Origin of the sequence: Mesorhizobium sp. B2-6-4, from assembly GCF_006441495.1 — a bacterium.
Classification (GTDB): domain Bacteria; phylum Pseudomonadota; class Alphaproteobacteria; order Rhizobiales; family Rhizobiaceae; genus Mesorhizobium.
Window position 1 is genome coordinate 157,509 of the sequence record NZ_VFUE01000001.1, and the last position, 26,582, is coordinate 184,090.

The window sequence follows — 26,582 nt, forward strand, 5'->3', positions numbered from 1 at the left end:
GTCCCAGGGCCGATTGGGAGGATACCGGAGATCGATAGACGACAGCGGCGCTTGCGCTTCTGCTCGCCTGCGCGGCCCGCGAAGCCCCGAGGTGTCGCGTCCATCAACCAGGGAGAGTAATTGTGAAGATCATCAAGACGCTGGCCGCCGTCGCGGCCCTTGGCATCGCTGCCATGACCTATTCGGCGCACGCCGCCGACAAGGGTCTCGTCGGCGTGCTGATGCCCACCAAGACCTCGCAGCGCTGGATCAACGACGGCGACGCCGTCAAGTCCCAGCTCGAGGCTTTGGGCTATACGGTCGACCTGCAATATGCGCAGGACGACATCCCCAACCAGCTCAGCCAGCTGGAAAACGAAATCACCAAGGGTCCGAAGGCGCTGATCATCGCCTCGATCGACGGCACCACCCTGTCGGATGCGCTGCAGAAGGCCGCTGATGCCGGCGTCGTCGTCGTCGCCTATGACCGCCTGATCAAGAAGACGCCCAATGTCGACTACTACACCACGTTCGACAATTTCGGCGTCGGCGTGATCCAGGCGAATTCGCTGGTCAAGGGCCTCAAGGAGCGCTTCCCGAATACCAAGCCGTGGAACGTCGAATTGTTCGGCGGCTCACCCGACGACAACAACGCCTTCTTCTTCTACAATGGTGCGATTTCCGTCCTGCAGCCGCTGATCGACGACGGTTCGATCAAGATCAAGTCCGGCCAGACCGGCATGGACAAGGTCGGCACGCTGCGCTGGCTCGCCGCCACCGCCCAGGCGCGCATGGACAATCTGCTGTCGGCCAACTATTCGGACGGCAGCCGCGTCGATGGCGTTCTGTCGCCCTATGATGGCCTGTCGCGCGGCATCACCGCCTCGCTGCGCGCTGTCGGTTACGGCACGGAGGCCCAGCCGTGGCCGATCGTGACCGGCCAGGACGCCGAGACCGCCTCGGTCAAGCTGATCATCTCGGGCGAGCAGTACTCGACCGTGTTCAAGGACACCCGCGAACTGGCCAAGGCCACCGTCGAGCTCGTCGACAAGGTGCTCTCGGGCGGCAAGCCGGAAGGCCTCGACACCAAGACCTACAACAACGACGTCAAGGTCGTTCCCTCGATCCTGCTGACGCCGCATGAGGTCGACAAGTCGAACTACCAGGCCCTGGTCGTCGACTCCGGCTACATCAAGGCCGACGAACTGAAGTAAATTCGGTTGCATAGCCAGGGGTCCTGCGCAACGCAGGGCCCCTTTTCGTTCACCAGCGACCCCGGTATTGTTGCGGGTCTCGCAGGAGCACTTTACCCATGGCCTCGACGATTTTGGAGATGCAGGACATCACCAAGACGTTTCCCGGCGTCAAGGCGCTGTCGAACGTCAACCTTCGGGTCGAGGAAGGCGAGATCCACGCCGTGGTCGGCGAGAACGGCGCCGGCAAATCGACGCTCATGAAGGTGCTGTCGGGCGTCTATCCCTCCGGCACCTATGACGGCCAGATCATCTTTCAGGGCCAGGAATGCCAGTTCAAAGGCATTCATGACAGCGAACGCAAGGGCATCGTCATCATCCACCAGGAGCTTGCGCTGGTGCCGATGCTGTCGATCGCCGAAAACATCTTCCTCGGCAACGAACACGCCCGATACGGCGTCATCGACTGGAATGCCAACGAGGCGCGCACCAGCGCCCTGCTGAAGAAGGTGGGCCTCAAGGAGGACCCCAAGACGCTGATCACCAATATCGGTGTCGGCAAGCAGCAGCTGGTCGAGATCGCCAAGGCGCTGAGCAAGGAGGTCAAGCTCCTGATCCTCGACGAGCCGACGGCGTCGCTCAGCGAAAAGGACAGCCAGGCGCTGCTCGACCTTCTGCTCGAATTCAAGCGGCAAGGCATGACCTCGATCCTGATCTCGCACAAGCTCAACGAGGTGAACCGGGTCGCCGACAAGGTGACCGTCATCCGCGACGGGCGAACCATCGAGACGCTGTCCAGGAAGGACATCTCGGAAGACCGCATCATCACCTCGATGGTCGGCCGTTCGCTCGACGATCGCTATCCGCCGCGCGAGCCCGATATCGGCGAGGTCGTGTTCGAGGTGAAGAACTGGTCGGTCTATCACCCGCTCCATGCCGAGCGGCAGGTGATCAAGGGCATCGACATCAATGTGCGCAAGGGCGAGGTGGTCGGCATTGCCGGGCTGATGGGCGCCGGGCGAACCGAATTCGCCATGAGCCTGTTCGGCCGCTCCTATGGGCGCCGCATCACCGGCGAGGTGCTGCTCAAGGGCAAGCCGATCGACGTCTCCTCTGTGAGCAGGGCGGTCGAACACGGCATTGCCTATGTGACCGAGGATCGCAAGACCTACGGCCTCAATCTCATCGACCATATCAAGCACAACATTACGCTGGCCAATCTCGGCGGCGTGTCGCGCCACAGCGTGATCGACGATTTGCGCGAGCTTGCCGTCGCCAACGACTATCGCAAGCAGACCAACATCCGCGCCTCCAGCGTCTATCAGATGACCGGCAATCTTTCCGGCGGCAACCAGCAGAAGGTGGTGCTGTCGAAATGGCTGTTCGCCGACCCGGAAGTGCTGATCCTGGACGAGCCGACGCGCGGCATCGATGTCGGCGCCAAATATGAAATCTATACGATCATCGCGCGCCTTGCGGCCGAAGGTAAGGCGATCGTGGTCATCTCGTCGGAAATGCCAGAACTGCTCGGCATCACCGACCGCATCTATGTCATGAACGAAGGCCGCATCGTCGGCGAAATGCCCGCGGCGGACGCAAGCCAAGAAAGAATAATGCGCGCCATCGTTCGGGGAGAAGGAAAAGCAGCATGAGCACGGAAAGCGCCCCCGCCCCGCAAAGCAACGTCGCCGAAGATGTAGGGCAGCGTCCACGCATCGCCGTATCGGCGCTGGCGACGAACCTGCGCGAATACGGCCTGATCCTGGCGCTGATCGCCATCATGGTGTTCTTCCAGTTCACCACCTCGGGAACGCTGTTCAAGCCGGTGAACCTGAGCAATCTGGTGCAGCAGAACTCCTTCATCATCGTGATGGCGCTCGGCATGCTGCTGGTCATCGTATCGGGCCATATCGACCTCAGCGTGGGGTCCGTGGCCGGCTTCATCGGCGCGCTGGCGGCGATGATGATGGTGATCTGGCCTCTCGGCATATTCAGCAACCCGCTGGTGGTTTCCATCGTCTGCCTGATCGTTGGCGGCCTGATCGGCGCGGCGCAAGGCTACTGGATCGCCTACCATCGAATACCGAGCTTCATCGTGACGCTGGCCGGCATGCTGATCTTCCGCGGCATATGCCAGGCGCTGCTCGGCGGCGGATCTTCGGTCGGACCGCTGCCGCCCGAGTTCAAGGCGCTCAGCTCCGGCTTCATTCCAGATGTCATCGGACCGCTGACGCTGATCCCGCCAACGGTGAATGCAGCCGGCAAGACGATTATGGGCAGCGGTCTGACGCTGCACATGACGACGATCGTGCTGGGCCTGATCGCCGTGCTGGCCTATGCCTATTTCGGGCTACGGACGCGACGCAAACGCGAACGCCACGGCTATGAGGCCGAGCCCTTTACCCTGTTCGTCATCAAGACGCTGGTCGGCAGCGCGCTGGCGCTGTTCCTGGTCTACCAGTTCGCCAGCTATCGGGGCCTGCCGGTGGTGCTGCTCGTCATGGGCCTGCTGATCTCGCTGTTCGTCTTCGTCACCAAGCGCATGACGATCGGCCGCCGCATCTATGCGATGGGCGGCAACGCCAAGGCCGCGCAGCTGTCGGGCATCAAGACCGAGCGGCTGACGCTTTACGTGTTCGTCAATATGGGCGTGCTGTCGGCGCTTGGCGGCCTGATCATCGCGGCGCGCCTTGGCCAGGCCGTGCCGGCGGCAGGCCTCGGCAGCGAGCTCGACGTCATCGCCGCGGTGTTCATCGGCGGCGCCTCGGCGATGGGCGGCGTCGGTCAGGTCATCGGCGCGGTGGTCGGCGGCTTCATCATGGGCGTGATGAACAACGGCATGTCGATCATGGGCGTCAATGTCGACTGGCAGCAAGTGGTCAAGGGCCTGGTGCTGCTCGGCGCCGTGATCTTCGACGTCTACAACAAGAACAAGGCCTGAACAGGTTTCAGGCGAGGCAAGCAGGAGGCATACGGTCGCGGCGCTGCCGGCAATTCGCCGGCTTGAAGAAGTCCTTCAGGGACCGGGCTCGCGAGCGCAATCCGGACGACGAGTTCAACCCGTGGCACGGCCAGTCCGAGCCGCGCAGGTCAGGGTTTGCCAGAAGGCAGCCATGCCAAGATATGAGAGAGGACTGATCATGCTGATCTCGCAGATTCTCGACGACGCCGAGACCATCCGTGTCGTTGCACGCACGGGCGGCAAGACCCGGATCATCAACGGCGCACGCAGCGTCTATTCGCTGGCGATGGAAGCCGCTCGTACCGGCGTCGGCCTTGCCGCGTTGATCGAACGCAAGGGGCTCGGCGAGACCGTCGATCTCGACGCCGCCTACAAGAAGGGGCGGCTGCTGTCGCCGATCAATCATCCCGATCCGGCGCATCTGCATCTGACCGGCACGGGGCTAACGCATCTCGGCTCGGCGGCGACGCGCGATTCCATGCACAAGAAGCTCAGCACCGATGGCGAGGAGCAGCTCACCGATTCCATGAAGATGTTCCGCATGGGGCTGGAAGGCGGCAAACCCGCGAAAGGCCAGATCGGGGTGCAGCCGGAATGGTTCTACAAGGGCAATGGCACGATGGCCGTGGCGCCGGGTGCCGCGCTCCTGTCGCCGGCCTTCGCCAAGGATGCCGGCGAGGAGCCCGAGGTTGCCGGCATCTATGTCATCGGCGACGACGGCGCGCCGTTCCGGGTCGGCTTCACGCTGTCCAACGAATTTTCCGACCATGTGACCGAACGCGTGAACTACCTCTTTCTCGCCCATTCCAAGCTGCGCAACGCTTCCTTCGGACCGGAGATCCTGGTCGGCGACCTGCCCGCCGACATCAGGGGCTCCTCACGCATCTGGCGCGACAGCAAGTTGATGTGGGAAAAGCCGTTCCTGTCGGGCGAAGCGAACATGTCGCACACCATCGCCAATCTCGAACACCACCATTTCAAATATTCGGCTTTCCGCCAGCCGGGCGACGTGCATGTGCACATGTTCGGCACCGCGACCCTGTCCTTCGCCGACGGCATCAAGACCGAGGCCGGCGACGTGTTCGAGATCGAGGCCGGCGATTTCGGCCTGCCGCTGCGCAATCCGCTCGAAATCGAACAGCCGGTGAAGGTGGCGGTGAAGGCGCTCTGAGGGTGGCCATCATTTCCTTCTCCCCTGTGGGATCCGAAGGACGGGGCGAGACCCGTGGCTCGCCCCAGGGCAGTGGATCAGCGCGCAGCGCCGAGACGGTTGAGGGGTGCTGGCCGGAGTGAGGCGTTGGCGTTCCCTGGAACACCCCTCATCCGACCTCGCTTCGCGAGGCCACCTTCTCCCACAAGGGGAGAAGGTAAGAAGCGTCTCAGATCTCAATAAATATCGAAATCGAAATACTTGTCCTGGATCTTCTTGTAGGTGCCGTCGGCGACGATGGCGTCAATGGCTGCGTTGAGCTTGTCGCGCAGCGCCGTATCCTCGAGGCGCACGGCAATGCCGGCTTCGGTCTCGGTGCCCTTGACGTCGCCGACCATCTTGCAGCAACCGTCGCTCGCCTTCTTCATCCAGTCCATCAGCACGAACTTGTCGGAAAGGACGGCATCGAGGCGGCCGTTCTGGAGATCGGTGATTGCCTCTTCCTGGGTCGGATAGAGCTTCGCTTCGGCGCCGGCCTTGCCATAGACGTCCTGGGCGTAGTTGGCCTGCGTGGTCGCCGCCTGGGCGCCGACCGTCTTGCCGGCGAGTGCCGCCGGTTCGGTCGAGGCGATGTCGCTGTCCTTCAGGGCGACGAGCGACAGCGGCGTCGTATAGTATTTGTGGGTGAACGCGACCTGCTTCTTGCGCTCCTCGGTGATGCTCATCGAAGCGATGATGGCGTCGAATTTCTTGGCCTGCAGCGCCGGGATGATGCCGTCCCAGTCCTGGGTGACGATCTCGCATTCGACCTTCATCTGCGCGCACAAGGCGTTGGCGATGTCGATGTCGAAGCCCTCGACCTTGCCGTCGGGCGTGATGGTGTTGAACGGCGGATAGGCTCCCTCGGTGCCGATCTTGATTTTCTCCGCCGCATGCGCCGACAGGGCGCCGGCACCAAGCGTCAGCATGGCGGCGGCCGCCGCCGATATGATCCATTTCGAAATCTGCATTTTCATTCCCCTTGAGCGCCGCCACGTCGGCGGCCGGCGAGGCAGCCAAGCATGGCGAGCCGGCGCAGGCAAGTATCTTGCCTGACGGTGATGAGCGTTCAGGGCGCGGCGCGAAAGTGCTTGGACAGCTTCAGGCCCTGCGCCTGGTAGTTCGAGCCGAGCTCGGTGCCGTAAAGCGCCTGCGGCCGCTTCAGCATATGCTCGTAGACCAGCCGGCCGACGATCTGGCCATGATCGAGGATGAACGGCACCTCATGGCTGCGCACTTCGAGCACGGCGCGGCTGCCGGTGCCGCCGGCCGCCGAATGGCCGAAACCCGGATCGAAGAAGCCGGCATAGTGGACACGGAACTCGCCCACCAGCGGATCGAAGGGCGTCATTTCGGCCGCGTAGAGCGGCGGCACATGCACCGCTTCCTGGCTGACGAGGATGTAGAACTCGTCCGGATCGAGCACCAGCTCGCCGGCGCCGCTCTTGTGGATCGGCTCCCAGAAGTCGACGATCTCCTGCGCCGCGCGTTTGTCGACATCGACCAGGCCGGTATGGTGCTTGCCGCGATAGCCGACCAGCCCGTCACTGTCGCCGTTGAGATCGATCGACAATGCGATGCCGCCGCCGGAGATGTTTGGCGGTTCGGTGGCGACCAGCATTTCGGCCCGGTGCAATTGATGCAACTCTGCTTCCGAGAGCAGCGCATTGCCGGTGCGGAAGCGTATCTGCGAAAGGCGCGAGCCGGCGCGCACGACGATCGGGAAGGTCCGTGGGCTGACTTCGAGATAGAGCGGACCATGATAGCCGGCGGCGATCTTGTCGAACTCGTGGCCGCGATCGGTCATCACGCGGGTGAAGATATCGAGCCGCCCGGTCGAGCTCTTGGGATTGGCGGACGCCGAAATTTCCGCCGGCAGCGCCAGGCTTTCGAGCAGGGGCACGATGTAGACGCAGCCGGTTTCCAGAACAGCGCCGTCGGCCAGGCTGATCTCGTGCAGCTTCAACCGGTCGAGTTTTTCACTGACCTTATGGTTGGGACCCGGCAGGAAGGACGCGCGCACCCGCCACGCCTTGTCGCCGAGCCTCAGATCAAGGCTGGCCGGCTGGATCTGGTCGGCGTCGAGCGCACGCGACGACTTCAGCGCGCCGGACTGGAACAGCGCCGCAATGTCCTGATCGGGAAGAATTCCTGTCTGCCGCAAAGTCTGGCTCCGCTCTGCTGGTACAAGTCTCTTAATGAAGCCGGCAATTGACGCAAGCGTGGCGCGGGTCTAAAGGGTCGTTATCCCGTGGTGATTTGGCCGGTCGGCTTGCAGCCACGTTAAACAAGTCGCTAAAGGACCGTCGGGCCGCAAGGCCGCATGGACCGGTTGCGACTTTTTCGCGGCCGGTTTTTTTTGTGTTTGGATAGGACGATGACGAGCAAGACGCGCAACTGGAAGCCTCAGACCGCACTCGTGCATGGCGGGACCCTGCGTTCCGGCTTCGGTGAAACTTCCGAGGCGATGTACCTGACCCAGGGCTATGTCTATGAAACGGCCCAAGCCGCCGAAGCCCGCTTCAAGGGCGAGGAACCGGGCTTCATCTATTCGCGCTACGCCAATCCGACCGTCGACATGTTCGAGAAGCGCATGTGCGCGCTCGAAGGCGCCGAGGACGCGCGCGCCACCGCGTCCGGCATGGCGGCGGTGACGGCAGCACTCCTGTGCAGCGTCAAGGCCGGCGATCATATCGTTGCGGCGCGCGCCCTGTTCGGCTCCTGCCGCTGGGTGGTCGAGACGCTGGCGCCGCGTTACGGCATCGAGGCGACGCTGGTCGACGGCACCGACATCGCCAATTGGGAAAAGGCGGTTCGGCCCAACACCAAGCTGTTTTTCCTGGAAAGCCCGACCAACCCGACGCTTGAGGTGGTGGACATCGCCGCCGTCGCTTCGCTTGCCAATTCGATCGGCGCGCGGCTGGTTGTGGACAATGTCTTCGCCACGCCGCTCCAGCAGAAGCCGTTGCAGCTCGGTGCGCATATCGTGGTCTACTCTGCGACCAAGCACATCGATGGCCAGGGCCGCTGTCTCGGCGGCGTCATCCTGTCGGACAAGAAGTGGATCGACGAGAACCTGCACGATTATTTCCGCCATACGGGCCCCAGCCTGTCGCCGTTCAATGCCTGGACGCTGCTGAAGGGCCTGGAAACGCTGCCGCTGCGCGTGCACCAGCAGACGGAGAGCGCCGGCAAGATCGCCGATTTCCTGGCCGAGCAGCCGGAGATCGCCCGCGTCATCTATCCCGGCCGCGCCGACCATCCGCAGGCCGATATCGTGAAGAAGCAGATGTCGGGCGGCTCCACCCTGATCTGCTTTGACGTCAAGGGCGGCAAGCAGGGTGCCTTCGCCTTGCAGAACGCGCTCGACATCGTGCTGATCTCGAACAATCTCGGCGACGCCAAAAGCCTGATCACCCATCCGGCGACGACGACGCACAAGAACCTCAGCGATGAAGCGCGCGCCGAGCTCGGCATCGGACCCGGCACGCTCAGGCTGTCGGTCGGGCTGGAAGATACCGACGATTTGCTGGACGACATCGCGCAGGCGTTGAAGGCCCGATGAGGACTGGTGGCAGACCGAGGATTACAGGCCTGCCGCTTTGCGCAATGCTTCGTTCATGCGCGTCTGCCAGCCATCACCACCGGCCCTGAAACGGTCGACAACATCGGCGTCGAGGCGCAACTGTACCGCACGTTTGGGTCGCGCAAGCGGCGGTCGGCCAACTTTGCGGCGCGAAGCGGCATCGGTCGGCTGCGCATCCGGATCGGCCTCGGCGGCGGCAGTGATCGCAGCATCTTCCTCGTCGGTCCTCGCGCCAAGCGCCTTTCTGGCGAGCCCCAAAGCATCAGCGCGCGACTGCTTTGGGGGAGTAGCCTCGCGGCGCACGATCGTCTTAGAGGTTTTCGACATAGTCCGTAATCTCCTGTCTCGTTGCCTTGCGTAGCGAAATTACGCGGATCGCATGGCTTCGCTCGACATAGACCATCACATAAACGCCAGCCTCGATCAGACCGATGGCAACAAGACGATCCTCGCCAAAATCCTCGCTGTCATCGAGCCGGATAACGGCATTGGCGAAATCGAAGGACGGAGCGATCGCGAAATCCACGCCATGCTTGGCCCTGTTTGTCTTTGCCTTGTTTCATCCCACTCGAACAGCATCGCCGTCGGGGCGCTCCATAGGTTATTGTATACACAAAAATAGAGCCTAGTTCAACAATTTTTGTATATACGATAACCTTCCTCGACATCAAGCTGAACCGCCGACATCAAGCGCGGGAGGGCGTCTCTTCGAGCTCGGCCGCCTGGGTGCCGATGGTCATGGCGTTGCCGCGCCAGTCGACGGCCCCGCCCAGCCAACCGCGCATCCAGATCGCGGGCAAAATCAGGTCGCGTGCGATCATCGCGGTGACGATGCGCGGCGACAGATACCAGCCCTTTGCCGAGGCGAGCATGCATTCCGGCAGGTAGGCGAGCGCCAGCACGCAAAGCGCTGTCATGGGCAGGCTGACGCCGGCGCTGGCCGCGGCGATCAATGCCAGCACGAGCGGAGCCGCCACGCCGGTCAGGATCTCGGGTGCGAAGAACAGCGGAAAGGTGACGCGGCGCAGGCGCGCCCAGCGGGCCTGGCGCGACCAGATCTCGCCCGGCATGCGCTGCCCGAGCGGCTGCTCGAAGGGCGAAGCGACGAGATTGACGCGCAGGCCGAGCCTGTTGACCAGTTTGGTCGACGCGGCATCCTCCGCGATCTCGGCGGCGAGCGCACGGATGCCGCCATTGGCGTCGAGCATCTGCTTGTTCCACAACATGCTCTTGCCCTGGGCAAAGCCGAGGCCAAGCGCCTCGCCGGCATATTGCCAGCGCGCCTGCAGCGTGTTGAGGAAAGCGCATTCGACTTCTGCCCAGAAGCCGTCGGGCCGCGAACCGATCGGCGTCGAGCAAACCAGGCCGGTGTCCCGCCGCCATGCCGCCATCAGGTGCTGGACGTAGTCTTTCGGCATCAGCACGTTGGAATCGGCGAGAATGACCCAGTCGTGGCGCGCTGCCTCCCAGCCCTTGACGCAGTTGTTCAGTTTCGGGTTGGCGCTGACGCGGTCGTCGCCGGTGAGCAGGCGGGCCGGCACGGCTGGAAAGCGGGCAATCGCGGCGCGGATCGGCTTGACCGCGGGGGTCGTCGGCATGGGCGACACAGAAGATCAGTTCGTAGCGCGGCCAGTCGAGCGAGAAAGCGCGCTCAAGCGTCTCATGGGTAAACAGCTCGACGCCGCGCGCCGGGATGACGATCGAGACAGGCAGCGGCTTGCCGGCCGGCGGCGCGATGGCGGCGCGCCGTTTCAGGCGCGAGCAGGCGAGCAGGATGCTGGCGAGATTTGAGGCGATGAGAGCGATCGAAAGCGAGCCGGTTATGAGAGCGAGTTCCATCGATATCCGGTCACTCCAGAAAACCCGGCCCGCTTGGCGGCCGTTTTCGACAGTTCGACAGAGCGCCCGAGTCGCCCGGCATTGCTGGTGCACACCATCATTGTCATGTGTCACTCAAATGACATTGTTTGTCGGCACCTGCCCTTCAGGGACAGCAACTCGGACGCGCACGGTTGATCGAACCGCAAAGAGCGCCGAATGTTCCACACCGGATTTGTTTTGGAGCCGCTCATGTACCGCGCCGTCACGCGCAACATCGAAGTGCAGGTCAGGCCGTTCTATCTCGAGGACCGCTCGGATCCTTCGGAAAACCGCTATGTCTGGGGCTACCAGATAACGATCGACAACCAGTCCGACGAATTCGTGCAGCTGTTGTCGCGCTATTGGCACATAACCGACGGCGCCGGCCGGGTCGAGGAAGTGCGAGGCGCCGGCGTGGTCGGCGATCAGCCCGAACTCAATCCCGGCGACAGCTACCAATACACGTCGGGCTGTCCGCTCTCGACGCCGTCGGGGATCATGGTCGGCCACTACACCATGCGCAACGAGCGGGGCGAGACATTCGACATCGCCATCCCCGCCTTCTCACTCGACCTGCCGGGGACAAGGCGGACGGTGAACTAGGCCAGGCGAAATCGGCGACAGCGTCGTTCCCCCGTCACTATGCGGCGAGAAATGTCCGGCAGGAATGAGGGGCAGCGCCGTCCCTCATCCGCCCTTCGGGCACCTTCTCCCCGTAGAACGGGGAGAAGGTGGAACCCTACTGCGTCGTAAATTCCGCCGGGTCGAAGTCATATTGCGTCGAGCAGAACTCGCAGGCGACGTGGATCCCACCGTCCTCGGTGCTGTCCTTGATCTCCTGCGCGGAGAAGCCCTCGAGGATGCCGCGGATCTTGTCGCGGGAGCATGAGCACTGATCGGCGACGGGAACGCCGCCGAAGACGCGCACGCCATGCTCGTGGAACAGACGATAGAGCAGCCGCTCGGCGCCGATGGTCGGATCGATCAGTTCGGTCGGCTCGATGGTGCCGAGCAGCGCCAGCAATTCCTGCCAGGAATTGTCTGTGGGATCGTGGATCTCCTCGCGCGGATCGCCATCCCCGCCGGGCAGGTCAGGAACGCGCATGCGCTCGGAGGCCTGCGGCAGGAACTGCGCCAGGATGCCGCCCGCCCGCCACTGCTCGCGCGCGCCGCCGGGGCCGGGCGTCAAAAGCTTGGCGACCGAAAGCCGGAGATCGGTCGGGATCTGCTCCGACTGGCGGAAATAGGTGCGCGCGGCCTCTTCCAGGGTCTCGCCGTCGAGCTGGACGATGCCTTGGTAGCGCTGCGTGTGAGCACCTTGGTCGATGGTCAGCGCCAGCACACCATTGCCGAGCAGCGTTTGCTGCGAGGTCTCGCCGGCCGCAATCAGCGCCTCCAGCCGGTCGGCATCGAAGCGCGCATAGGCGCGCAGCGCCGAGGGCGTGGAAAAATCCGCGACCAGCATGTCGACAGGGCCGTCGGTGCGGGTCTGCAGGATGAACTTGCCCTCGAACTTGAGCGAGGTGCCTAGCAGCACCGTCAGCACACAGGCTTCCGCCAGCAACCGGGCGACCGGCTCGGGATAATCATGGCGGCCAAGGATCGCATCGAGCATCGGCCCGAGCTGCACGGTGCGGCCGCGCACATCGAGCGGGCCGACCTCGAAAGGCACGACGTGATCATCGCCGGCGTAACCGAATTCGCCGAGTTTGGGGTGATGTTCAGCCACTTGATGGGTTTCCAGCATGACAAAGCTCCAGGGCGCGGCCATGCCGCCCTTTGGGGAGCATGCGTCTAAACGCGCTTGATTTGCGTGATGCCGCGCAGATAGGCATCGCGCCTCCGGAGATCAAGTTCCCCGGCACGTCAAGCGCCAAGACACTTCAAGTCCACTTCAGGCCCCAAGACACCAGGCAAGCACGGCCTTCTGGGCGTGGAGCCGGTTCTCGGCCTCGTCGAAGACCACCGAATGCGGACCGTCGATGACCTCGTCCGTCACTTCCTCGCCGCGATGCGCCGGCAGGCAATGCATGAACAGCGCGTCGGGCTTTGCCTTGGCCATCAGCTTGGCGTTGACCTGGTAGGGCGAAAACACGTTGTGGCCGCGGGCGCGGTGCTCCTGGCCCATCGACACCCAGCAGTCGGTGACGATGCAGTCGGCCTGGTCGACGGCTTCCTCTGGCGAGCGGGTAAAGGAGAGCTTGCCGCCATGCGCCTTTGACCAGTCGACATGCTTCTGCGCCGGCTCGCTGCCTTCAGGCACGGCGACGTTGAGGTTGAAGCGGAACCGCGCCGAGGCTTCCAGCAGCGAATGCAGCACGTTGTTGCCGTCGCCGGTCCAGGCGATGGTCTTGCCGGCGACCGGACCGCGATGCTCCTCGAAGGTCATGATGTCGGCCATCAGCTGGCAAGGATGGGTATCGTCGGTGAGCCCGTTGATCACCGGGATGGTCGCATTCTCGGTCAGCTCCAGCAGCCGCTCATGCGACGTGGTGCGGATCATGATGGCATCGACATAGCGCGACAGAACCTTGGCGGTGTCGGCGATGGTCTCGGAGCGGCCGAGCTGCATCTCGGTGCCGGTCAGCATGATGGTCTCGCCGCCAAGCTGACGCATGCCGACATCGAAGGAGACGCGCGTGCGCGTCGACGGCTTGTCGAAGATCATCGCCAGCACCTTGCCTTCGAGCGGTTTCGAGCGCTCGCCCGCCTTGAGGCGCGCCTTGCGCTCCACTGCGTCGGTCAGCATGGAGCGCAGGTCGCCTTCGGAAACGGCGGAGAGGTCGGTGAAATGACGAAGTGACATCAGGAGCTTTCGAATTTACTTCGCGGCTTCAGCGGCGATGGCCTCGGACAGGGCCTTGGCGCCGGCGCGAATGCGCTCCAGCGCTTCATGGATCTCGCTGTCCGTGACGGTGAGCGGCGGCAGCAGGCGAATGACGTTGTCGCCGGCCGGAACCGCGAGCAGATGCTGGTCGCGCAGCGCCATGTTCACCTTGCCGTTGGGCATGGCGCATTTGAGGCCCAGCATCAGCCCCGTGCCCCTGATGTCCTCGATGACCTCGGGGAATTCGTCGGCCACCCCTGCCAGCCCTTGCTTCAACAACAGCGCCTTGCGCTGCACATCCGCCAGGAAGCCCTCCTCCAGCACCACGTCGAGCACGGCATTGCCGACCGCCATGGCCAGCGGGTTGCCGCCGAACGTAGTGCCGTGGACGCCCGCGGTCATGCCGACAGCCGCCTCGTCGGTGGCAAGGCAGGCGCCCATCGGGAAGCCACCGCCAATGCCTTTGGCGATGGCCATGATGTCTGGAGCGACCCCCGACCATTCATGCGCGAACAGCTTGCCGGTGCGGCCGATGCCGCACTGGACCTCATCGTAGATCAACAGCAGGCCGTGCTGGTCGCAGAGCTGCCGCAGCCGCTTCAGCGATTGTGTCGGCACCGGGCGGATACCGCCCTCGCCCTGCACCGGTTCGATCAGGATCGCCGCGGTCTCCGGCGTGATCGCCTTTTCGGCGGCGTCGATATCGTCGAAGCCGACCTGGTCGAAACCCTCGACCTTCGGGCCGAAACCTTCGAGATATTTGTACTGGCCGCCGGCCGCGATGGTCGCCAGCGTGCGGCCATGGAAGGCGCCTTCGAAAGTGATGACGCGGAAGCGCTCGGGATGCCCCTTGACGAAATGGTAGCGCCGCGCCGTCTTTATCGCGCATTCCAGCGCCTCGGCGCCAGAATTGGTGAAGAACACCTTGTCTGCGAAGGTGGCGTCGGCCAGCCGCTCGCCGAGCCGGCTCTGCCCCGGGATCTCGTAGAGATTGGAGACGTGCCAGAGTTTGGCAGCCTGCTCGGTGAGCGCCGCGACCAGATGCGGATGGCCGTGGCCCAGCGAATTGACGGCTATGCCGCCGGCAAAGTCGAGATATCGCTCGCCCTTGTCGGTAACCAGCCAAGTGCCTTCCCCGTGATCGAAGGCCAGGGGTGCGCGAGCAAAGGTCTCGAAAAGCGCCGAACCGCTCATTATATGCGTCTCCGGAACCGGAAAATCAAAAAAGCCGCCAAAGCGGCGGCCTTTGCGGCTTATCGGGTTTTTCAGCCATGAAGTCAACGAAAACGTCGCGTAGTGGCGCGCGGCAAGCCTCCCGACGGGACGCCGGCTCATAAGTGAGCTGGCAAGTTGGGGAAAACCGAAAAAACCGATTCGTGTTGCACTTCGGACTCTTGTCACCGAGTCAGCGCATAAGGTAGTTGTAGTCGGGAAATAACTAGATTTCGTGCGGCGGACCTAATCACCAGATATATGTGGTGTCTGCCCCAGCAGTGGTGCTGGGCCGGGAATGGATTCCGATTGCCGTACGCTTAGCAGGAGCGCGGTCATGAATTGGACTGACGAGCGGGTCGAACTCTTGAGAAAACTGTGGTCGGAGGGTCTGAGCGCAAGCCAGATTGCTGCCCAGCTTGGAGGGGTCAGCCGCAATGCCGTCATCGGCAAGGTGCACCGGCTGAAATTGTCGGGCCGCGGGCGCGCCACGGCAGCGCCGGCACGCCAGAAGAAGACGGCGCAAGGGTCGGGCGCGCAAAAATCGGTGTCGCGCCCCGCGAGTGCGACCCGCCACGTCACGACATCGATCGGAGCAACGGCGCTGCAAGCGCAGTTCGATGCCGAGCCGGTGGCCCGCCACTATATCCGGCCGGTCGAGAATGTGGTGGTGCCGATCTCGCGGCATCTCCAGCTCACCGAACTCACCGAGCGCACCTGCAAATGGCCGAACGGCGATCCGCTGTCGGAAGACTTCAATTTCTGCGGCAACGAAGCCGCCGAAACCGGACCCTATTGTAAATACCATGCCCGCGTGGCGTTCCAGCCGGCAGCGGAGCGGCGGCGGAATAGATAAGGGACTAAGGCAGTAGGGCAGTAGGGCAGTAGGGCAGTATGTTTTGAATTTGCGCTCCCGAGCGTTTAGCCTACTGCCTACTGCCTACTGCCTACTGCCTACTGCCCTACTCTCACAGCCATCCATTCTTGCGAAACCGCCAGTAGAGGAAGCTGCAGATCAGCGCGATCGCCAGCAGCACCATCGGGTAGCCGTATTCCATCTTCAGTTCCGGCATGTCGCTGAAATTCATGCCGTATATGCCCGCGAAGGCTGTCGGCACGGCCAGGATTGCCGCCCATGAGGCGAGCTTTTTGGAGATCGCCGTTTCCTGGCTCTGGCCCACCAGCAGGCTCGCCTCGAAAGCAAAGGCCAGCACTTCGCGCAAGCTGTCGATCTTTTCCTGGACGGTGCGGATATGGTCGGTCACGTCGCGAAACAGCGGGTGCATGGCTGAATGGATCTGCGGCAGGTCGGCGCTGGTCAGCCGGCGGCAGACCTCCACCAGCGGCAGTGCGGCATTGCGCAGCCGCAACAGATCGCGACGCAGCATATAAAGGCGTTCGATATCGGGGCCGGTCATCGGCTTCAGCAGGACCCGGTCCTCGATCGCCTCGACCTCATCCTCGATCTGCTCGAGCACCGGCATGTAGTTGTCGACGATGAAATCGAGAATGGCATAGAGGACGAAATCCTCGCCCTTGGCCAGTGAATGCGGGCAGCTTTCCCAGTGCTGGCGCACCACAGCATAGGATGTCGAAGGGCCGTGCCTGACGCTGACGATGTAGCCGCTGCCCACGAACAGATGCGTCTCGCCGAAGGTGACGCGGCCCTCGATCAGCTGCGCGGTGCGGGCGACGATGAACAGCGCATCACCATATTGCTCGATCTTCGGCCGCTGGTGCGGATGCTCGGCATCCTCGATTGCGAGCTCATGCAGATGAAATTGCGCCTGCACGCGCAGCAGAAGCTCGCGGTCGGGTTCAAGCAGCCCGATCCACACGACGTGTCCCGCTTTCCTGGCCCATGTGCCGGCTTCCTCGATCGGGATGTCGGCGATGCGGCGCCCGGCTGTGTAGACGCTGGAGGCGATGACGGCCGATGTCGGCGGCGCGGGCTTGAAGTCCCGGACATATTCCATCGCAGCCTCCCGAAGCACTGCCTTTGCGGGGAACCAGCAGGCTTGCCTCAGGGATAGTCTAGCGCAATACGACCAAGCGTTCGAGAGAAAGTGCGTTCACTTGATCGGCTGCGTTGCGGAAAGGCCGATCTTGTCCGTCTTGTCGCCCTTCGGCCGGTCGGCAGGCATCTGGTCGCCGGTGACGATATAGTAGATCGTCTCGGCAATGTTGGTGGCATGGTCACCGATGCGTTCGATGTTCTTGGCGCAGAACAGCAGATGCGTGCAGGGCGTGATGTTGCGCGGATCTTCCATCATGTAGGTCAGCAATTCGCGAAACAGCGACGTGTACATGGCGTCGATCTGGTCGTCGCGGTCACGTACGAAGCCGATCCTTTCGACCGAGCGCGAGGCGTAGACGTCGAGCACTTCCTTGAGTTGGGTCAACGCCAGGTCGGCCAGGGCTTCGAGGCCGCGGAACAGGCTGGTCGGCTGGCGCCCGTCGGCAACCGCCACCACACGCTTGGCGACATTCTTGCCGAGATCGCCGACCCGCTCGAGATCGGCCGAGATGCGGATCGCGCCGACGATCTCGCGCAAGTCCGTCGCCATCGGCTGGCGCCGGGCGATGATGATGATTGCCCTGTCGTCGATTTCGCGCTGGCCTTCGTCGAGGACGGCGTCGTCGCGGATCACCTTCTGGGCAAGGCCGGGATCGGCATTGACCAAGGCGGAGATCGCCTGTTCGACCATGCGTTCGGCATGTCCGCCCATGGCGGCGATGCGCTTCGACAGATCTTTCAGCTCCTCGTCATAGGCGCTGACTATGTGCACGGACTGCATGACCGGATGCCTTCCCACGGATGATCTGATTTTGAGTCGTTTCCTCGAATCCCCGCTGATACGCTAACCGGATGACAGAAAAAAGAAATGGCACCTTGGAAACTAGGGCGGCTCAGGCCGCCGGCAAATGAACCGAGAAGGCGGCGCCCTTGCCGACTTCGGACTTGATCGAGAGCCTGGCGTTGTGGCGCGTCAGGATATGCTTGACGATCGACAGGCCAAGGCCTGTGCCCTTCTGGGTTCGACTGCTCTCGACGTCGACGCGATAGAAGCGCTCCGTGATGCGCGGAATGTGCTCCTCGGGAATGCCGGGGCCAAAATCCCTGATCGTCACGTCGATGCCCGCTTCGCCCTCGGCGTCGCCGCGCTCGATCGACACCACCACGCGGCCGCCCGACTGCCCATATTTGCAGGCGTTTTCCAGAAGGTTCTCGAAGACCTGGAACAGTTCGTCGCGGTCGCCCGGCACGTCGAGAGGGCCGTCGGCGAAATCCCGCTCGATGACGACGCCGTTTTCCCGCGCCAGCGGGGCCAGCGAATCGATGACGCTGTCGACGGTCTGGCGCAGGTCGACCTCGGTCCCCGGCCGCAGATAGGGCTTCATCTCCAGCCGCGACAGCGACAAAAGGTCATCGATCAGGCGTGCCATGCGGCCGGTCTGGTTCTGCATGATCTGCAGGAACTGCTCGCGCGCCGCCGGGTCATTGCGGGCCGGTCCGCGCAGCGTTTCGATGAAACCCGATATCGAGGCGAGCGGCGTGCGCAATTCGTGGCTGGCATTGGCGATGAAATCTGCGCGCATGCGGTCGATGCGGCGCGCTTCGCTCTGGTCCTTGAACACCATCACGTAGAGATCAGTGCCGTGACCGACGGAGGAGGCACTGACCCGGTAAGTCCGCTCGACCGGCAGCCTCTCGGTGTAATCGATGACATCCGACGCGACCTCGCCCGACAGCACGCCGTCCAGAAGAGCCTGCATTTCCGGCGCCCGGAATTTCAGCGACAACGATACGCCAGGCGCGATGCCGCCGAAGGCGGCGAAGGCGGCGGCGTTGGCATGAACGATGGCCGCGGCATGGTCGAAGATGATCAAGGGGTCGGCGACGGCCGCCGCCAGATATTCGCCGGACAGGCGTTGCAGGCCGATGGCCTCGATCGCCGCGCCGCTTTCGCCGGGCTGGCGCGTGGCTCCAGCCGGTATCATCGCCGCCACCAGCAGCAAAGCCAGCGCCGGCAGCAGCACATAGGCGGAAATGCCCGCAAAGGCATAAACCGCCATGACCGCGACAAGACCGGCGACCAGCAACCATCGGCTGTTCCACAGCCGCGCGGCAAGCGCCTGCGTCACGCCCTTCTCATCTGCGCCCTGGTCCGCCATTCGCGCCTGCGCCCCGCTCCCGGTCCGGCAATTTCGCTGGACCGGCCTGGCGCATGACGCCGAAAAATCAGAATCGATTTTCGGAAAGGATCATGCGCAAAATCCAAAAGTGCAGCGCCCTTTGCGTCTGAAGCGGCGCGCGGCACTGCAATGGCTCAATAGCACGAGTCCGTAAGCTGGAAAGGTTCGTCTCGATGAAAAAAGCCAAGGAAAACACCGCCGCGCCGACCCCGGGGCCGCTGAAGCTCAGGATCAACGGCAAGGAGCGGGAGTTCGACATCGAGAATCCAGCACTGCCGGACTGGATCGAGGAGCGCAAGCTGACCGCGGGCGGCTATCCCTACGACAAGAAGATGAAAAGCGACGAATATGACGAGACGCTCGAGGCATTGCAGATCGAGCTGGTCAAGGCGCAGGCGTGGCTGCAGTCGACAGGCAGGCGGATGATGGCGCTGTTCGAGGGCCGCGACGCGGCCGGCAAGGGCGGCACGATTTTCGTCCTGCGCCAGTACCTCAATCCGCGCACGGCACGCAACGTGGCGCTGACCAAGCCGACGCCGACCGAGCTGGGGCAATGGTACTACCAGCGTTATGCGGACCACTTCCCGACCGCGGGCGAATTCGTCACGTTCGACCGTTCCTGGTACAACCGCGCCGGCGTCGAACCGGTGATGGGCTTCTGCACGCCAGAACAGCACGAGAAGTTTCTCGACGAGACACCGCACTTCGAAAGGATGATCGTCAATGACGGCATCCACTTCTTCAAATTCTGGCTGAACATCGGCCGGGAAACGCAGCTCGAGCGATTTCACGATCGCCGCCACAGTCCGCTGAAGAGCTGGAAGTTTTCGCCGATCGACATTGCCGGCATTACCAAGTGGGACGATTACACCAGGGCGCGCGATACCATGTTCGAGCGCACCCACAAGGAATTCGCTCCGTGGATCATCGTGCGTGCCAACGACAAGCGCCGCGCGCGGCTGGCGGTGATGCGGCGCATCCTCCTGTCGCTGCCTTATGACGGCCGCGACCTCGACATCATCGGCAAGGAAGACAAGAAAATCATCGGCGAAGGGCCGTCATTCCTGGCAAAACAGGACTGACGGTGCCTGCGCCACGCGGCACTGGACCGCGTGGCGCAACGCCTTCGGCGCGACGCTCAGGCCGCCAACCGGGCAATCCGCTGCAGCCGCCGCAGCGTGGTGTCGTCCTGCAGCGCCTGCTGGAACAGCGAGATCTCCTGATCGATGCGTTCGCAAAGTTCCGCGGGGTTCCCCTTGAGCAGGCCCCGCGTCTGCAGCAACGCGGCGACCGGCTTCCTGGCGAGCTGCCTTGCCCGGCCGAGGGTTGCCTCCTCGACGCTGCCTTCGGAGACAATCTCGGCGACCAGCCCGAGCGCCCTGGCGTCGTCGGCGCGCAGCGTGTCGCCGAGGCAGAAAAAGCGGAAGGCGCCGGCGTAGCCGAGCTTCTGCGGCGCCAGGATGCTGGTCGCGGCATCCGGCACCAGGCCGAAATCGACGAACGGCACCCGGAACGTGCTTTCGGCGGACGCGATCACCATGTCGCAATGGAACAGGATGGTGCAGCCGACGCCGACCGCATCGCCGTCGACACAGGCCAGTATGGGTTTGGGGAACGTCGCCAGCGTGCGGAACATGTCGGTGACGGCGGCGATCAGCTTCTGGTGCTTGGTAGCATCGAGGAATTCGGAAAAATCGCCGCCGAGGCAGAAGCAGCCCGCCAGGCCGCGCAGCACGACGACACGAACGTCGTCATTGTCGGCGGCTTCGTGGAACGTCCTTGCCAGGCTTTCATAGGCCCTTCTGTCGAGCACCGGCCGGCCGTCGGTCGACGATACGGTGACGATCAGCGTGTGGTTGCGCAGTTCGGGTTGCGGGTGCGCGTTCATGGCCGTTTCCGATCTCATGACGCCCGCCTTTGCCCGAACATATCGGGATATCCCCTGGCCAGAACGGGAGCGTGGTGATTGCGGCGCGAACGCACCACATCCAGCGTGTGCTCATTGAAGGTGAGCAGCGTCGCGACGACCTGCTGGTTGCCATAGGTGCGCTGATAGCCCAGCGGCGTGGCCAGGAAATGCAGCTGCAGCGCGCGCAGCACCCACATCGGCTCGAACTCGATGATCACCTTGTCGACGCCGCGCTTCAGCCCCCACTCGACGAAGCCGGCAATGAGCTCGGTACCGACGGTCGAAACGCCTCGGCGGCCGTCGCGAAAGCCGGGTGCCACTGCATAGCGGGTCAGTTCCCAGATGTTCGGACCCGACGGCGGCGTTCCCACGGAAAGATCGGCCAGCACCTCGGTCAAGAGATGTGGCCGCGTGGTCGGCAACATCCTCTGATAGCCCGCGACCTCGTTGCCTCTGATGACGATCTGATGCACCGCTTCGTCATGATCGAACTGGTCGATCTCGAAGCCATCGGGGCGCCGCAGGTCCTCCCACCCCATTTCCTCGACGAAAATCCTGTAGCGCAGCCGATGCACGGCCTCCCACAGATCGGGATGTTCCATCAGTTCTTTTGTTGTAAGGGAAAAAATCATTTTGCCGTCTCCTGTTCAAGAGGAAGATACGGCCGTGCCCTCGCAAGAAAATTACGCGATCACGTAGGCAGGAATTTCTAGGCCGACCCGGCCGACCTAACTAATATAGCCGCGCCTTATCGCTTCAGCGACTGCCTGTACGCGGTTGACGGCACCGAGTTTGCTTTTGGCGTTAAGGAGGTGTTTCTCCGACGTGTGTTCGGAGATGCCGAGGATTTGCGAAATCTCCCATTCGGACTTGCCGACGGCGGCCCATTGCAGGCATTCGCGTTCGCGCGGCGTCAGCTCGACATTATCGATGGTCTTGCTGGCCTTCGTGTGAAGCTGCATGGCGCGACCCACCGCATAGGTCGACACCAGCGACACCAGGCCGAACTCGGCGGCGGACAGTTCCACGGCCTCGCCGCCCAGTGACACCATGACGATCTGGCCGTCGAGCGTGATCAGCGGGAATGCCAGCCCGTCGCGCAGCTTGAACACGACGGCGTCGCCCATCACTTCGCCGCTGCTTCTGTCGATGCTAACGCCCTGGGCCGCTTCCCGCCACTGGAACGGCGCCTGCAACTGTTTCATGTGGCTGACGATCGGGTCGTGATCGACATAGTTGCGCGCCACGTAGCGCTCCAACCATTCGACAGGCCAGTCGCAAAGCAGCACATGCTGCTTTTGCTGGCCGGTCGGCGTGCCCGGTTGCGGTACGGTGCCCGCCATCAGAGCGGTCAGGCCAAAATCCGACGTTATGCCCAACAGCCTCTCGCAAACCGCAGCCGCCGTTCCGGCTTGCTGCAGGTGATCTATGTATTCCAGCGTGCGATCGAACTGACCCATCGCAACATCAAACCCCATGTTGCCTCGTTGAAATCGATGATCCGTGCCTTGTTGGCACTTCGCCACCGACCAGGGATTGCAAAGCGTTGCCTTGTGGTTGTGGTTCTCGACCCTGGTCCCCACCCGGGCAGCCACCGCTGTTTGCAAACCTGCTAAAGCATATCCTGAAATCGACGCGTTGAAATCAAAAAGCATTGTGCCTGTACTATTTTCGTACCAGAACCGATGCGAACACAGGTGCGGTGGAAGTTTATCATGGCGTTCCAGCGGAGGTCTCTCGTCCTTGCGTCGATGCTGATCGCGTCGCTGGCGTTGGGTGAGCGCGCGCGCGCGGCCGAGCCGCAGGTGCCGGTGCTGTGGGATGCCAAGGAGCGGCTACCGAAACCGGAGCTCTCCGCACTGCCGCGGCTGCGGTTCCTGACCACAACCGATTTCCCGCCCTTCAACTTCCTGGACGCCGCGGGAAAGCTGTCCGGTTTCCACATCGACCTGGCGCGCGCCATCTGCGCCGAGCTCGGCATCGTCGACAAATGTCAGATCCAGGCATTGCCCTGGACCGAGCTCGAAGGAGCGCTTGAGAAAGGCGAAGGCGAAGCGATCATTGCCGGCATCGCCGCGACGCCGCAGTCACGCCAGACATACGCCTTCTCGCGCTCCTACCTGCAATTTCCGGCGCGCTTCATCATGCCGAAGGGCGAGGCGCTGACCGAGCCGCTGTTCGCCAAGCTGCGCGGCAAGCGTGTCGGCGTGATATCAGGCTCGGCGCATGAGCGCATGCTGCGCGATTATTTCAACACCGTTCAGGTCGTCACCTTCGACAGGCCGGAAGACCTCTACGCCAACCTCAAGGCCGGCAAGATCGATGCCGCCTTCGGCGATGGCATGCGTTTCGCCTTTTGGCTGGGCGGTTCGGATGCGGCCGGCTGCTGCCGCTTTGCCGGCGGACCTTATCTGGCGCCGGAATATCTGGGTTCGGGCATGGCCATCGCCGCCCGATCCGATGACCCGGCGCTGGCCGCCGCTCTCGACTACGCGCTGCAGGAGATTTCGCTGAAAGGCACGTTCGCCGAGTTCTACCTGCGCTATTTCCCGGTCAGTTTCTTCTGATCCGGTCCCGGTCAGCTTTCTGATCCGGTCCCGATCAGTTTCTTCCGGTCGGGTTGAGTGTCGCCGCTCAGGTCAGCGTGCGCAGGCGCGCCTTGGCCGCACGCGCGATCGCCGCGACGGTCAGCGTGTCGAGATCGAGCTTGAGGCGAATGAGTTGGAGCACCCGCACCTCCTCCATCCGCATTTCGAGATCGACGGCCGCGACCTCGAAGGCGGCCGCATAGGCGGTGTCGCGCAGGCGCTCCGGCAGGGCCTCGGCCACGCTTGCCAGGACACCCTCCAGCCCTCCCTTTTCATGCAGCTTCTTCTGGCAGGCCTGGGCGACGCCAACCAGGCGGTCGTGGTCGAAATCCTCGAACACCGGCCATGAGCGGACGACCTCGCCGATCCGCGCCAGCTCGACATCCGTCATGTCGCGGTCGGAGGCGGAGGTGATGACCATCAGGTAGATCAGCGCTTCATGCGGGGTCGGCATTCAACAACTCCTCGATACGGGCTGCGAAGGTAGGAACGCGTTCCCTGCGCTGCAAGGAAAAAGCGCCGCGCTCGTTGACGCTCCGGTCAGGCGCGCATAGAGACCGGTTGAAAATCCTCACTTGCGGCTTTGCCGGCGTCTAATTTGGAAAACAGTGACATGGCGGGATCAAACATCATCGATCTCAATCCCGAAGTGCTGACGGCGGCGGCCGAAAGCAAGGCGTGGCCGTTCGAGGAAGCCCGCAAGATCATCGAGCGCTACAAGGGCCGCGAACTCCCGCAAACGGTGCTGTTCGAAACCGGATATGGCCCGTCCGGCCTGCCGCATATCGGCACGTTCGGCGAGGTGGCGCGCACGTCGATGGTGCGGCATGCCTTCCGCGTCATCACGCAGGACAAGGTCGCCACCAAGCTGCTGTGCTTTTCCGACGACATGGACGGCATGCGCAAGATACCCGACAGCGTGCCGGATCGCGCGGCGATGGAGCCGCACCTGCACAAGCCGCTGTCTTCGGTGCCCAACCCTTTCGGCGGCGATTATGCGAGTTTCGCCGACCACAACAACGCGATGCTCTGCCGCTTCCTCGACACGTTCGGCTTCGACTATGAGTTCGCCAGCGCGACGCAGTACTACAAGACCGGCCGCTTCGACGCGATGCTGTTGCGCGCGGCCGAACGCTACGACCAGATCATGGCGGTGATGCTGCCGACGCTGGGCGAGGAGCGGCAGGCGACCTACAGTCCGTTCCTGCCGATCTCGCCGAAGAGCGGCCGCGTGCTCTACGTTCCCATGAAGCACGTCGATGCCAGGGCGGGCACCATCACCTTCGACGATGACGGTACCGAGACCACGCTTCCGGTTACCGGCGGCAAGGTGAAGCTGCAGTGGAAGCCCGATTTCGGCATGCGCTGGGCGGCCCTTGGCGTCGATTTCGAGATGTTCGGCAAGGACCATCAGACCAATGCGGTGGTCTATGACCGCATCTGCAACATCCTCGGCGGGCACGCGCCGGAGCATTTCGTCTACGAGCTGTTCCTGGACGAGAACGGCCAGAAGATCTCCAAATCCAAGGGCAATGGTCTGACCATCGACGAATGGCTGACCTACGCGCCGACGGAGAGCCTGGGGCTCTATATGTACCAGCGGCCGCGACAGGCCAAGAAGCTCTATTTCGACGTCATCCCGCGGGCCGTGGACGAATATTACACCTTCCTTGCAGCCTATCGGAGGCAGGACTGGAAGGAACGGCTGGGCAACCCGGTCTGGCACATGCACGACGGCAATCCGCCCGCCATCGACATGCCGGTGCCGTTCTCGCTGCTGCTCAACCTAGTCAGCGCCTCCAATGCGCAGAACAAGGACGTGCTGTGGGGCTTCATCTCGCGCCATGTGCGGGGCGTGACGCCGGCGACCCACCCTGAGCTCGACAGGCTGACGGGTTATGCGATCCGCTATTTCGACGATTTCGTGAAGCCGACGAAGACCTTCCGCGCGCCCGACGACGTCGAGCGGGAGGCGCTGGAAGCGTTGGATCAGGCGCTCGGCGCCCTGCCGGCGGGCTCGGACGGCGAGGCGATCCAGAACGCCGCGCTCAACATCGCCCGCAAGGTGGAACGCTATCAGGATCATTCCAAGAAGAGCCCCGAAGGTGGTCCGGGCGTTTCGGGCGCCTTCTTCCAGATGATCTACCAGGTGCTGATCGGGCAGGAGCGCGGACCGCGCTTCGGCTCGTTCGCGGCACTCTACGGCATCGCCGAGACGCGCGGGCTCATTCAGAAGGCGTTGGCTGGTCAGCTGGCTTGAGAATGCCGCCGACCTCTTCCAAGATCGAGCCCGGCGCTTGCGGCGCCGGGGCGCGGGCGGCCGGCATCGAAGGCACGCCTGAAAGGCTTGGCGCCGATCCGAAAATGCCTTTCCTTTCGCTGCGCGCTTTTTCCCCGACTTCGACGTAAGGGCCGCCTTTGGCGGCGCGCGCCCAGCCGTTCTCGACCAGCCATCGGCCGACATCCTGCTTGCCGATCCGGCAGTCGGCGGCGATCAGGTCGCGGCCGCCTTCCGGCGGCACGGCGCAGACCACCGCCCGGCCGCGCAGGAAGGCGCGGAACGCCGTGCGCGCGCGGACGCCGCAGGGCCAGGATTTACCGTCCGAGGTGCAGGTCTCGTTCTGCCCGACAATGTCGACGCCGGAAACCGCGACAGAATAGCCCTTCGCCTCGATCAGTCCGGCGGCGGGCGCGACCGGCTGGAACAGCTTCGTCCCTTTCCAGTCGTCCGGCATTTTCGGCTTGGGCGGCATGGCCAGCGCCAGCTTGCTCAACGGCGCGCGCGGCTCCACCCGCTCCAGCTCCTTGCTGGGAAGCTCCGGCGGCGCCACGACTTGGGGATCGATCGCACGCGAGTGCAGGCTAGCGGCGGGGGGCGGCGGAGCGGCAATGGCCGATGTGGCCGGCTCCTCCGGCACACCGTCGGTGCCTGGCTGAGAGACCGTATCGGCGCTCGGATCGATCTGTTCCACCCCGACGGCAGCTTCGCCGCTCTTCAGCGCGCGGCCGCCGGCGACTACCAGCGCGGCCATTCCAGGGACCATCAGAACCGCAAGGACAAGATGAGGAAGCCGCACCAG

General features: G+C 63.4%; 25 protein-coding genes, 1 pseudogene and 1 riboswitch. Of the genes and pseudogenes, 10 read left to right on the plus strand and 16 right to left on the minus strand.

All coding sequences use genetic code 11. The annotated features are described in order from the left end of the window. The first annotated feature begins 122 nt into the window (after positions 1-122). The 4 genes from chvE (at position 123) to araD1 (ending at position 5,305) form a co-directional block, all read left to right on the plus strand. On the plus strand, positions 123-1,193 hold the full coding sequence (gene chvE, locus FJ426_RS00725; protein WP_140496611.1) for a multiple monosaccharide ABC transporter substrate-binding protein: 1,071 nt from the start codon (positions 123-125) through the stop codon (positions 1,191-1,193). A 98-nt stretch (positions 1,194-1,291) separates the two neighbouring features. After that, entirely contained in the window at positions 1,292-2,824 is a 1,533-nt protein-coding gene (mmsA, locus tag FJ426_RS00730; RefSeq protein WP_140496613.1) for a multiple monosaccharide ABC transporter ATP-binding protein, read from the plus strand. Beyond that, complete coding sequence (mmsB, locus tag FJ426_RS00735; protein ID WP_140496616.1) at positions 2,821-4,113, plus strand: multiple monosaccharide ABC transporter permease; 1,293 nt, start codon at positions 2,821-2,823, stop codon at positions 4,111-4,113. Before mmsA ends, mmsB begins: the two co-directional genes overlap by 4 nt. A gap of 199 nt (positions 4,114-4,312) precedes the next feature. Then, on the plus strand, positions 4,313-5,305 hold the full coding sequence (gene araD1 / locus FJ426_RS00740; RefSeq protein ID WP_140496620.1) for an AraD1 family protein: 993 nt from the start codon (positions 4,313-4,315) through the stop codon (positions 5,303-5,305). A gap of 215 nt (positions 5,306-5,520) precedes the next feature. Here araD1 and FJ426_RS00745 read toward each other — a convergent pair whose 3' ends face one another. Together FJ426_RS00745 and FJ426_RS00750 are read right to left on the minus strand one after the other, a co-directional pair. Further along, positions 5,521-6,294 (minus strand): ABC transporter substrate-binding protein, encoded by a 774-nt coding sequence (locus tag FJ426_RS00745; protein ID WP_140523972.1) that lies wholly within the window; start codon positions 6,292-6,294, stop codon positions 5,521-5,523. Positions 6,295-6,392: 98 nt separating this feature from the next. After that, positions 6,393-7,487 (minus strand): 2'-deoxycytidine 5'-triphosphate deaminase, encoded by a 1,095-nt coding sequence (locus FJ426_RS00750; protein WP_140496624.1) that lies wholly within the window; start codon positions 7,485-7,487, stop codon positions 6,393-6,395. A 77-nt stretch (positions 7,488-7,564) separates the two neighbouring features. Further along, positions 7,565-7,642, plus strand: a riboswitch (SAM riboswitch). A gap of 58 nt (positions 7,643-7,700) precedes the next feature. Here FJ426_RS00750 and FJ426_RS00755 point away from each other — a divergent pair. After that, positions 7,701-8,888 (plus strand): O-succinylhomoserine sulfhydrylase, encoded by a 1,188-nt coding sequence (locus tag FJ426_RS00755; RefSeq protein ID WP_140824711.1) that lies wholly within the window; start codon positions 7,701-7,703, stop codon positions 8,886-8,888. Between the two features lie 21 nt (positions 8,889-8,909). Here FJ426_RS00755 and FJ426_RS00760 read toward each other — a convergent pair whose 3' ends face one another. The 3 genes and pseudogenes from FJ426_RS00760 to FJ426_RS00770 form a co-directional block, all read right to left on the minus strand. Beyond that, a complete protein-coding gene (locus tag FJ426_RS00760) occupies positions 8,910-9,236 on the minus strand; it encodes a BrnA antitoxin family protein (RefSeq protein ID WP_140496628.1) in 327 nt (108 codons plus the stop codon). Beyond that, the gene (locus FJ426_RS00765; RefSeq protein ID WP_140496630.1) at positions 9,220-9,435 is read right to left on the minus strand and encodes a BrnT family toxin; all 216 of its coding nucleotides are present in this window, start codon (positions 9,433-9,435) and stop codon (positions 9,220-9,222) included. The genes FJ426_RS00760 and FJ426_RS00765 overlap by 17 nt, the downstream gene beginning before the upstream one ends. Before the next feature lie 160 nt (positions 9,436-9,595). Beyond that, a pseudogene (locus FJ426_RS00770) lies at positions 9,596-10,748 on the minus strand (ceramide glucosyltransferase). A gap of 231 nt (positions 10,749-10,979) precedes the next feature. On the opposite strand from FJ426_RS00770, the gene apaG reads away from it, so the two are divergent. Beyond that, positions 10,980-11,372: a Co2+/Mg2+ efflux protein ApaG gene (gene apaG, locus FJ426_RS00775; protein ID WP_140496634.1), complete on the plus strand. Its 393-nt coding sequence runs from the start codon at positions 10,980-10,982 to the stop codon at positions 11,370-11,372. 136 nt (positions 11,373-11,508) lie between these two features. Here the strand turns inward: apaG and FJ426_RS00780 are convergent, their stop codons facing one another. The 3 genes from FJ426_RS00780 to FJ426_RS00790 all read right to left on the minus strand — a co-directional run bounded on the left by FJ426_RS00780 (position 11,509) and on the right by FJ426_RS00790 (position 14,790). Beyond that, positions 11,509-12,540 carry an Hsp33 family molecular chaperone gene (locus tag FJ426_RS00780; RefSeq protein ID WP_140513251.1) on the minus strand — a complete coding sequence of 344 codons (1,032 nt, stop codon included), beginning with the start codon at positions 12,538-12,540 and terminating at the stop codon, positions 11,509-11,511. 123 nt (positions 12,541-12,663) lie between these two features. Beyond that, on the minus strand, positions 12,664-13,575 hold the full coding sequence (argF, locus tag FJ426_RS00785) for an ornithine carbamoyltransferase (protein WP_140496638.1): 912 nt from the start codon (positions 13,573-13,575) through the stop codon (positions 12,664-12,666). A 15-nt stretch (positions 13,576-13,590) separates the two neighbouring features. Continuing rightward, on the minus strand, positions 13,591-14,790 hold the full coding sequence (locus FJ426_RS00790) for an aspartate aminotransferase family protein (protein WP_140523959.1): 1,200 nt from the start codon (positions 14,788-14,790) through the stop codon (positions 13,591-13,593). A 355-nt stretch (positions 14,791-15,145) separates the two neighbouring features. On the opposite strand from FJ426_RS00790, the gene FJ426_RS00795 reads away from it, so the two are divergent. Next, entirely contained in the window at positions 15,146-15,664 is a 519-nt protein-coding gene (locus FJ426_RS00795) for a GcrA family cell cycle regulator (protein WP_140496642.1), read from the plus strand. A 112-nt stretch (positions 15,665-15,776) separates the two neighbouring features. On the opposite strand, the gene FJ426_RS00800 is transcribed toward FJ426_RS00795, so the two are convergent. The 3 genes from FJ426_RS00800 to FJ426_RS00810 all read right to left on the minus strand — a co-directional run bounded on the left by FJ426_RS00800 (position 15,777) and on the right by FJ426_RS00810 (position 18,984). Continuing rightward, the gene (locus FJ426_RS00800; protein ID WP_140496643.1) at positions 15,777-16,784 is read right to left on the minus strand and encodes a magnesium and cobalt transport protein CorA; all 1,008 of its coding nucleotides are present in this window, start codon (positions 16,782-16,784) and stop codon (positions 15,777-15,779) included. Positions 16,785-16,880: 96 nt separating this feature from the next. After that, entirely contained in the window at positions 16,881-17,606 is a 726-nt protein-coding gene (gene phoU / locus FJ426_RS00805) for a phosphate signaling complex protein PhoU (protein ID WP_140496645.1), read from the minus strand. Positions 17,607-17,718: 112 nt separating this feature from the next. Next, positions 17,719-18,984 (minus strand): ATP-binding protein, encoded by a 1,266-nt coding sequence (locus FJ426_RS00810; protein ID WP_140557631.1) that lies wholly within the window; start codon positions 18,982-18,984, stop codon positions 17,719-17,721. A gap of 194 nt (positions 18,985-19,178) precedes the next feature. On the opposite strand from FJ426_RS00810, the gene ppk2 reads away from it, so the two are divergent. After that, a complete protein-coding gene (ppk2, locus tag FJ426_RS00815) occupies positions 19,179-20,087 on the plus strand; it encodes a polyphosphate kinase 2 (RefSeq protein ID WP_140496649.1) in 909 nt (302 codons plus the stop codon). Between the two features lie 56 nt (positions 20,088-20,143). On the opposite strand, the gene FJ426_RS00820 is transcribed toward ppk2, so the two are convergent. From FJ426_RS00820 to FJ426_RS00830, 3 genes are all read right to left on the minus strand, one after another. After that, on the minus strand, positions 20,144-20,893 hold the full coding sequence (locus tag FJ426_RS00820) for an enoyl-CoA hydratase-related protein (RefSeq protein WP_140496652.1): 750 nt from the start codon (positions 20,891-20,893) through the stop codon (positions 20,144-20,146). Positions 20,894-20,907: 14 nt separating this feature from the next. After that, on the minus strand, positions 20,908-21,546 hold the full coding sequence (locus FJ426_RS00825; RefSeq protein ID WP_140496654.1) for an acyl-homoserine-lactone synthase: 639 nt from the start codon (positions 21,544-21,546) through the stop codon (positions 20,908-20,910). 96 nt (positions 21,547-21,642) lie between these two features. Beyond that, entirely contained in the window at positions 21,643-22,569 is a 927-nt protein-coding gene (locus FJ426_RS00830) for a LuxR family transcriptional regulator (RefSeq protein WP_224647240.1), read from the minus strand. A gap of 60 nt (positions 22,570-22,629) precedes the next feature. On the opposite strand from FJ426_RS00830, the gene FJ426_RS00835 reads away from it, so the two are divergent. Next, complete coding sequence (locus tag FJ426_RS00835; RefSeq protein WP_140560868.1) at positions 22,630-23,481, plus strand: transporter substrate-binding domain-containing protein; 852 nt, start codon at positions 22,630-22,632, stop codon at positions 23,479-23,481. Positions 23,482-23,548: 67 nt separating this feature from the next. Here the strand turns inward: FJ426_RS00835 and FJ426_RS00840 are convergent, their stop codons facing one another. Next, complete coding sequence (locus tag FJ426_RS00840) at positions 23,549-23,956, minus strand: tellurite resistance TerB family protein (protein ID WP_140496659.1); 408 nt, start codon at positions 23,954-23,956, stop codon at positions 23,549-23,551. A gap of 159 nt (positions 23,957-24,115) precedes the next feature. On the opposite strand from FJ426_RS00840, the gene FJ426_RS00845 reads away from it, so the two are divergent. Continuing rightward, positions 24,116-25,762: a lysine--tRNA ligase gene (locus tag FJ426_RS00845; protein ID WP_140560869.1), complete on the plus strand. Its 1,647-nt coding sequence runs from the start codon at positions 24,116-24,118 to the stop codon at positions 25,760-25,762. On the opposite strand, the gene FJ426_RS00850 is transcribed toward FJ426_RS00845, so the two are convergent. Continuing rightward, positions 25,728-26,579 carry a thermonuclease family protein gene (locus tag FJ426_RS00850; protein ID WP_348642470.1) on the minus strand — a complete coding sequence of 284 codons (852 nt, stop codon included), beginning with the start codon at positions 26,577-26,579 and terminating at the stop codon, positions 25,728-25,730. The two genes, FJ426_RS00845 and FJ426_RS00850, sit on opposite strands and share 35 nt — an antisense overlap. Positions 26,580-26,582: the final 3 nt, after the last annotated feature.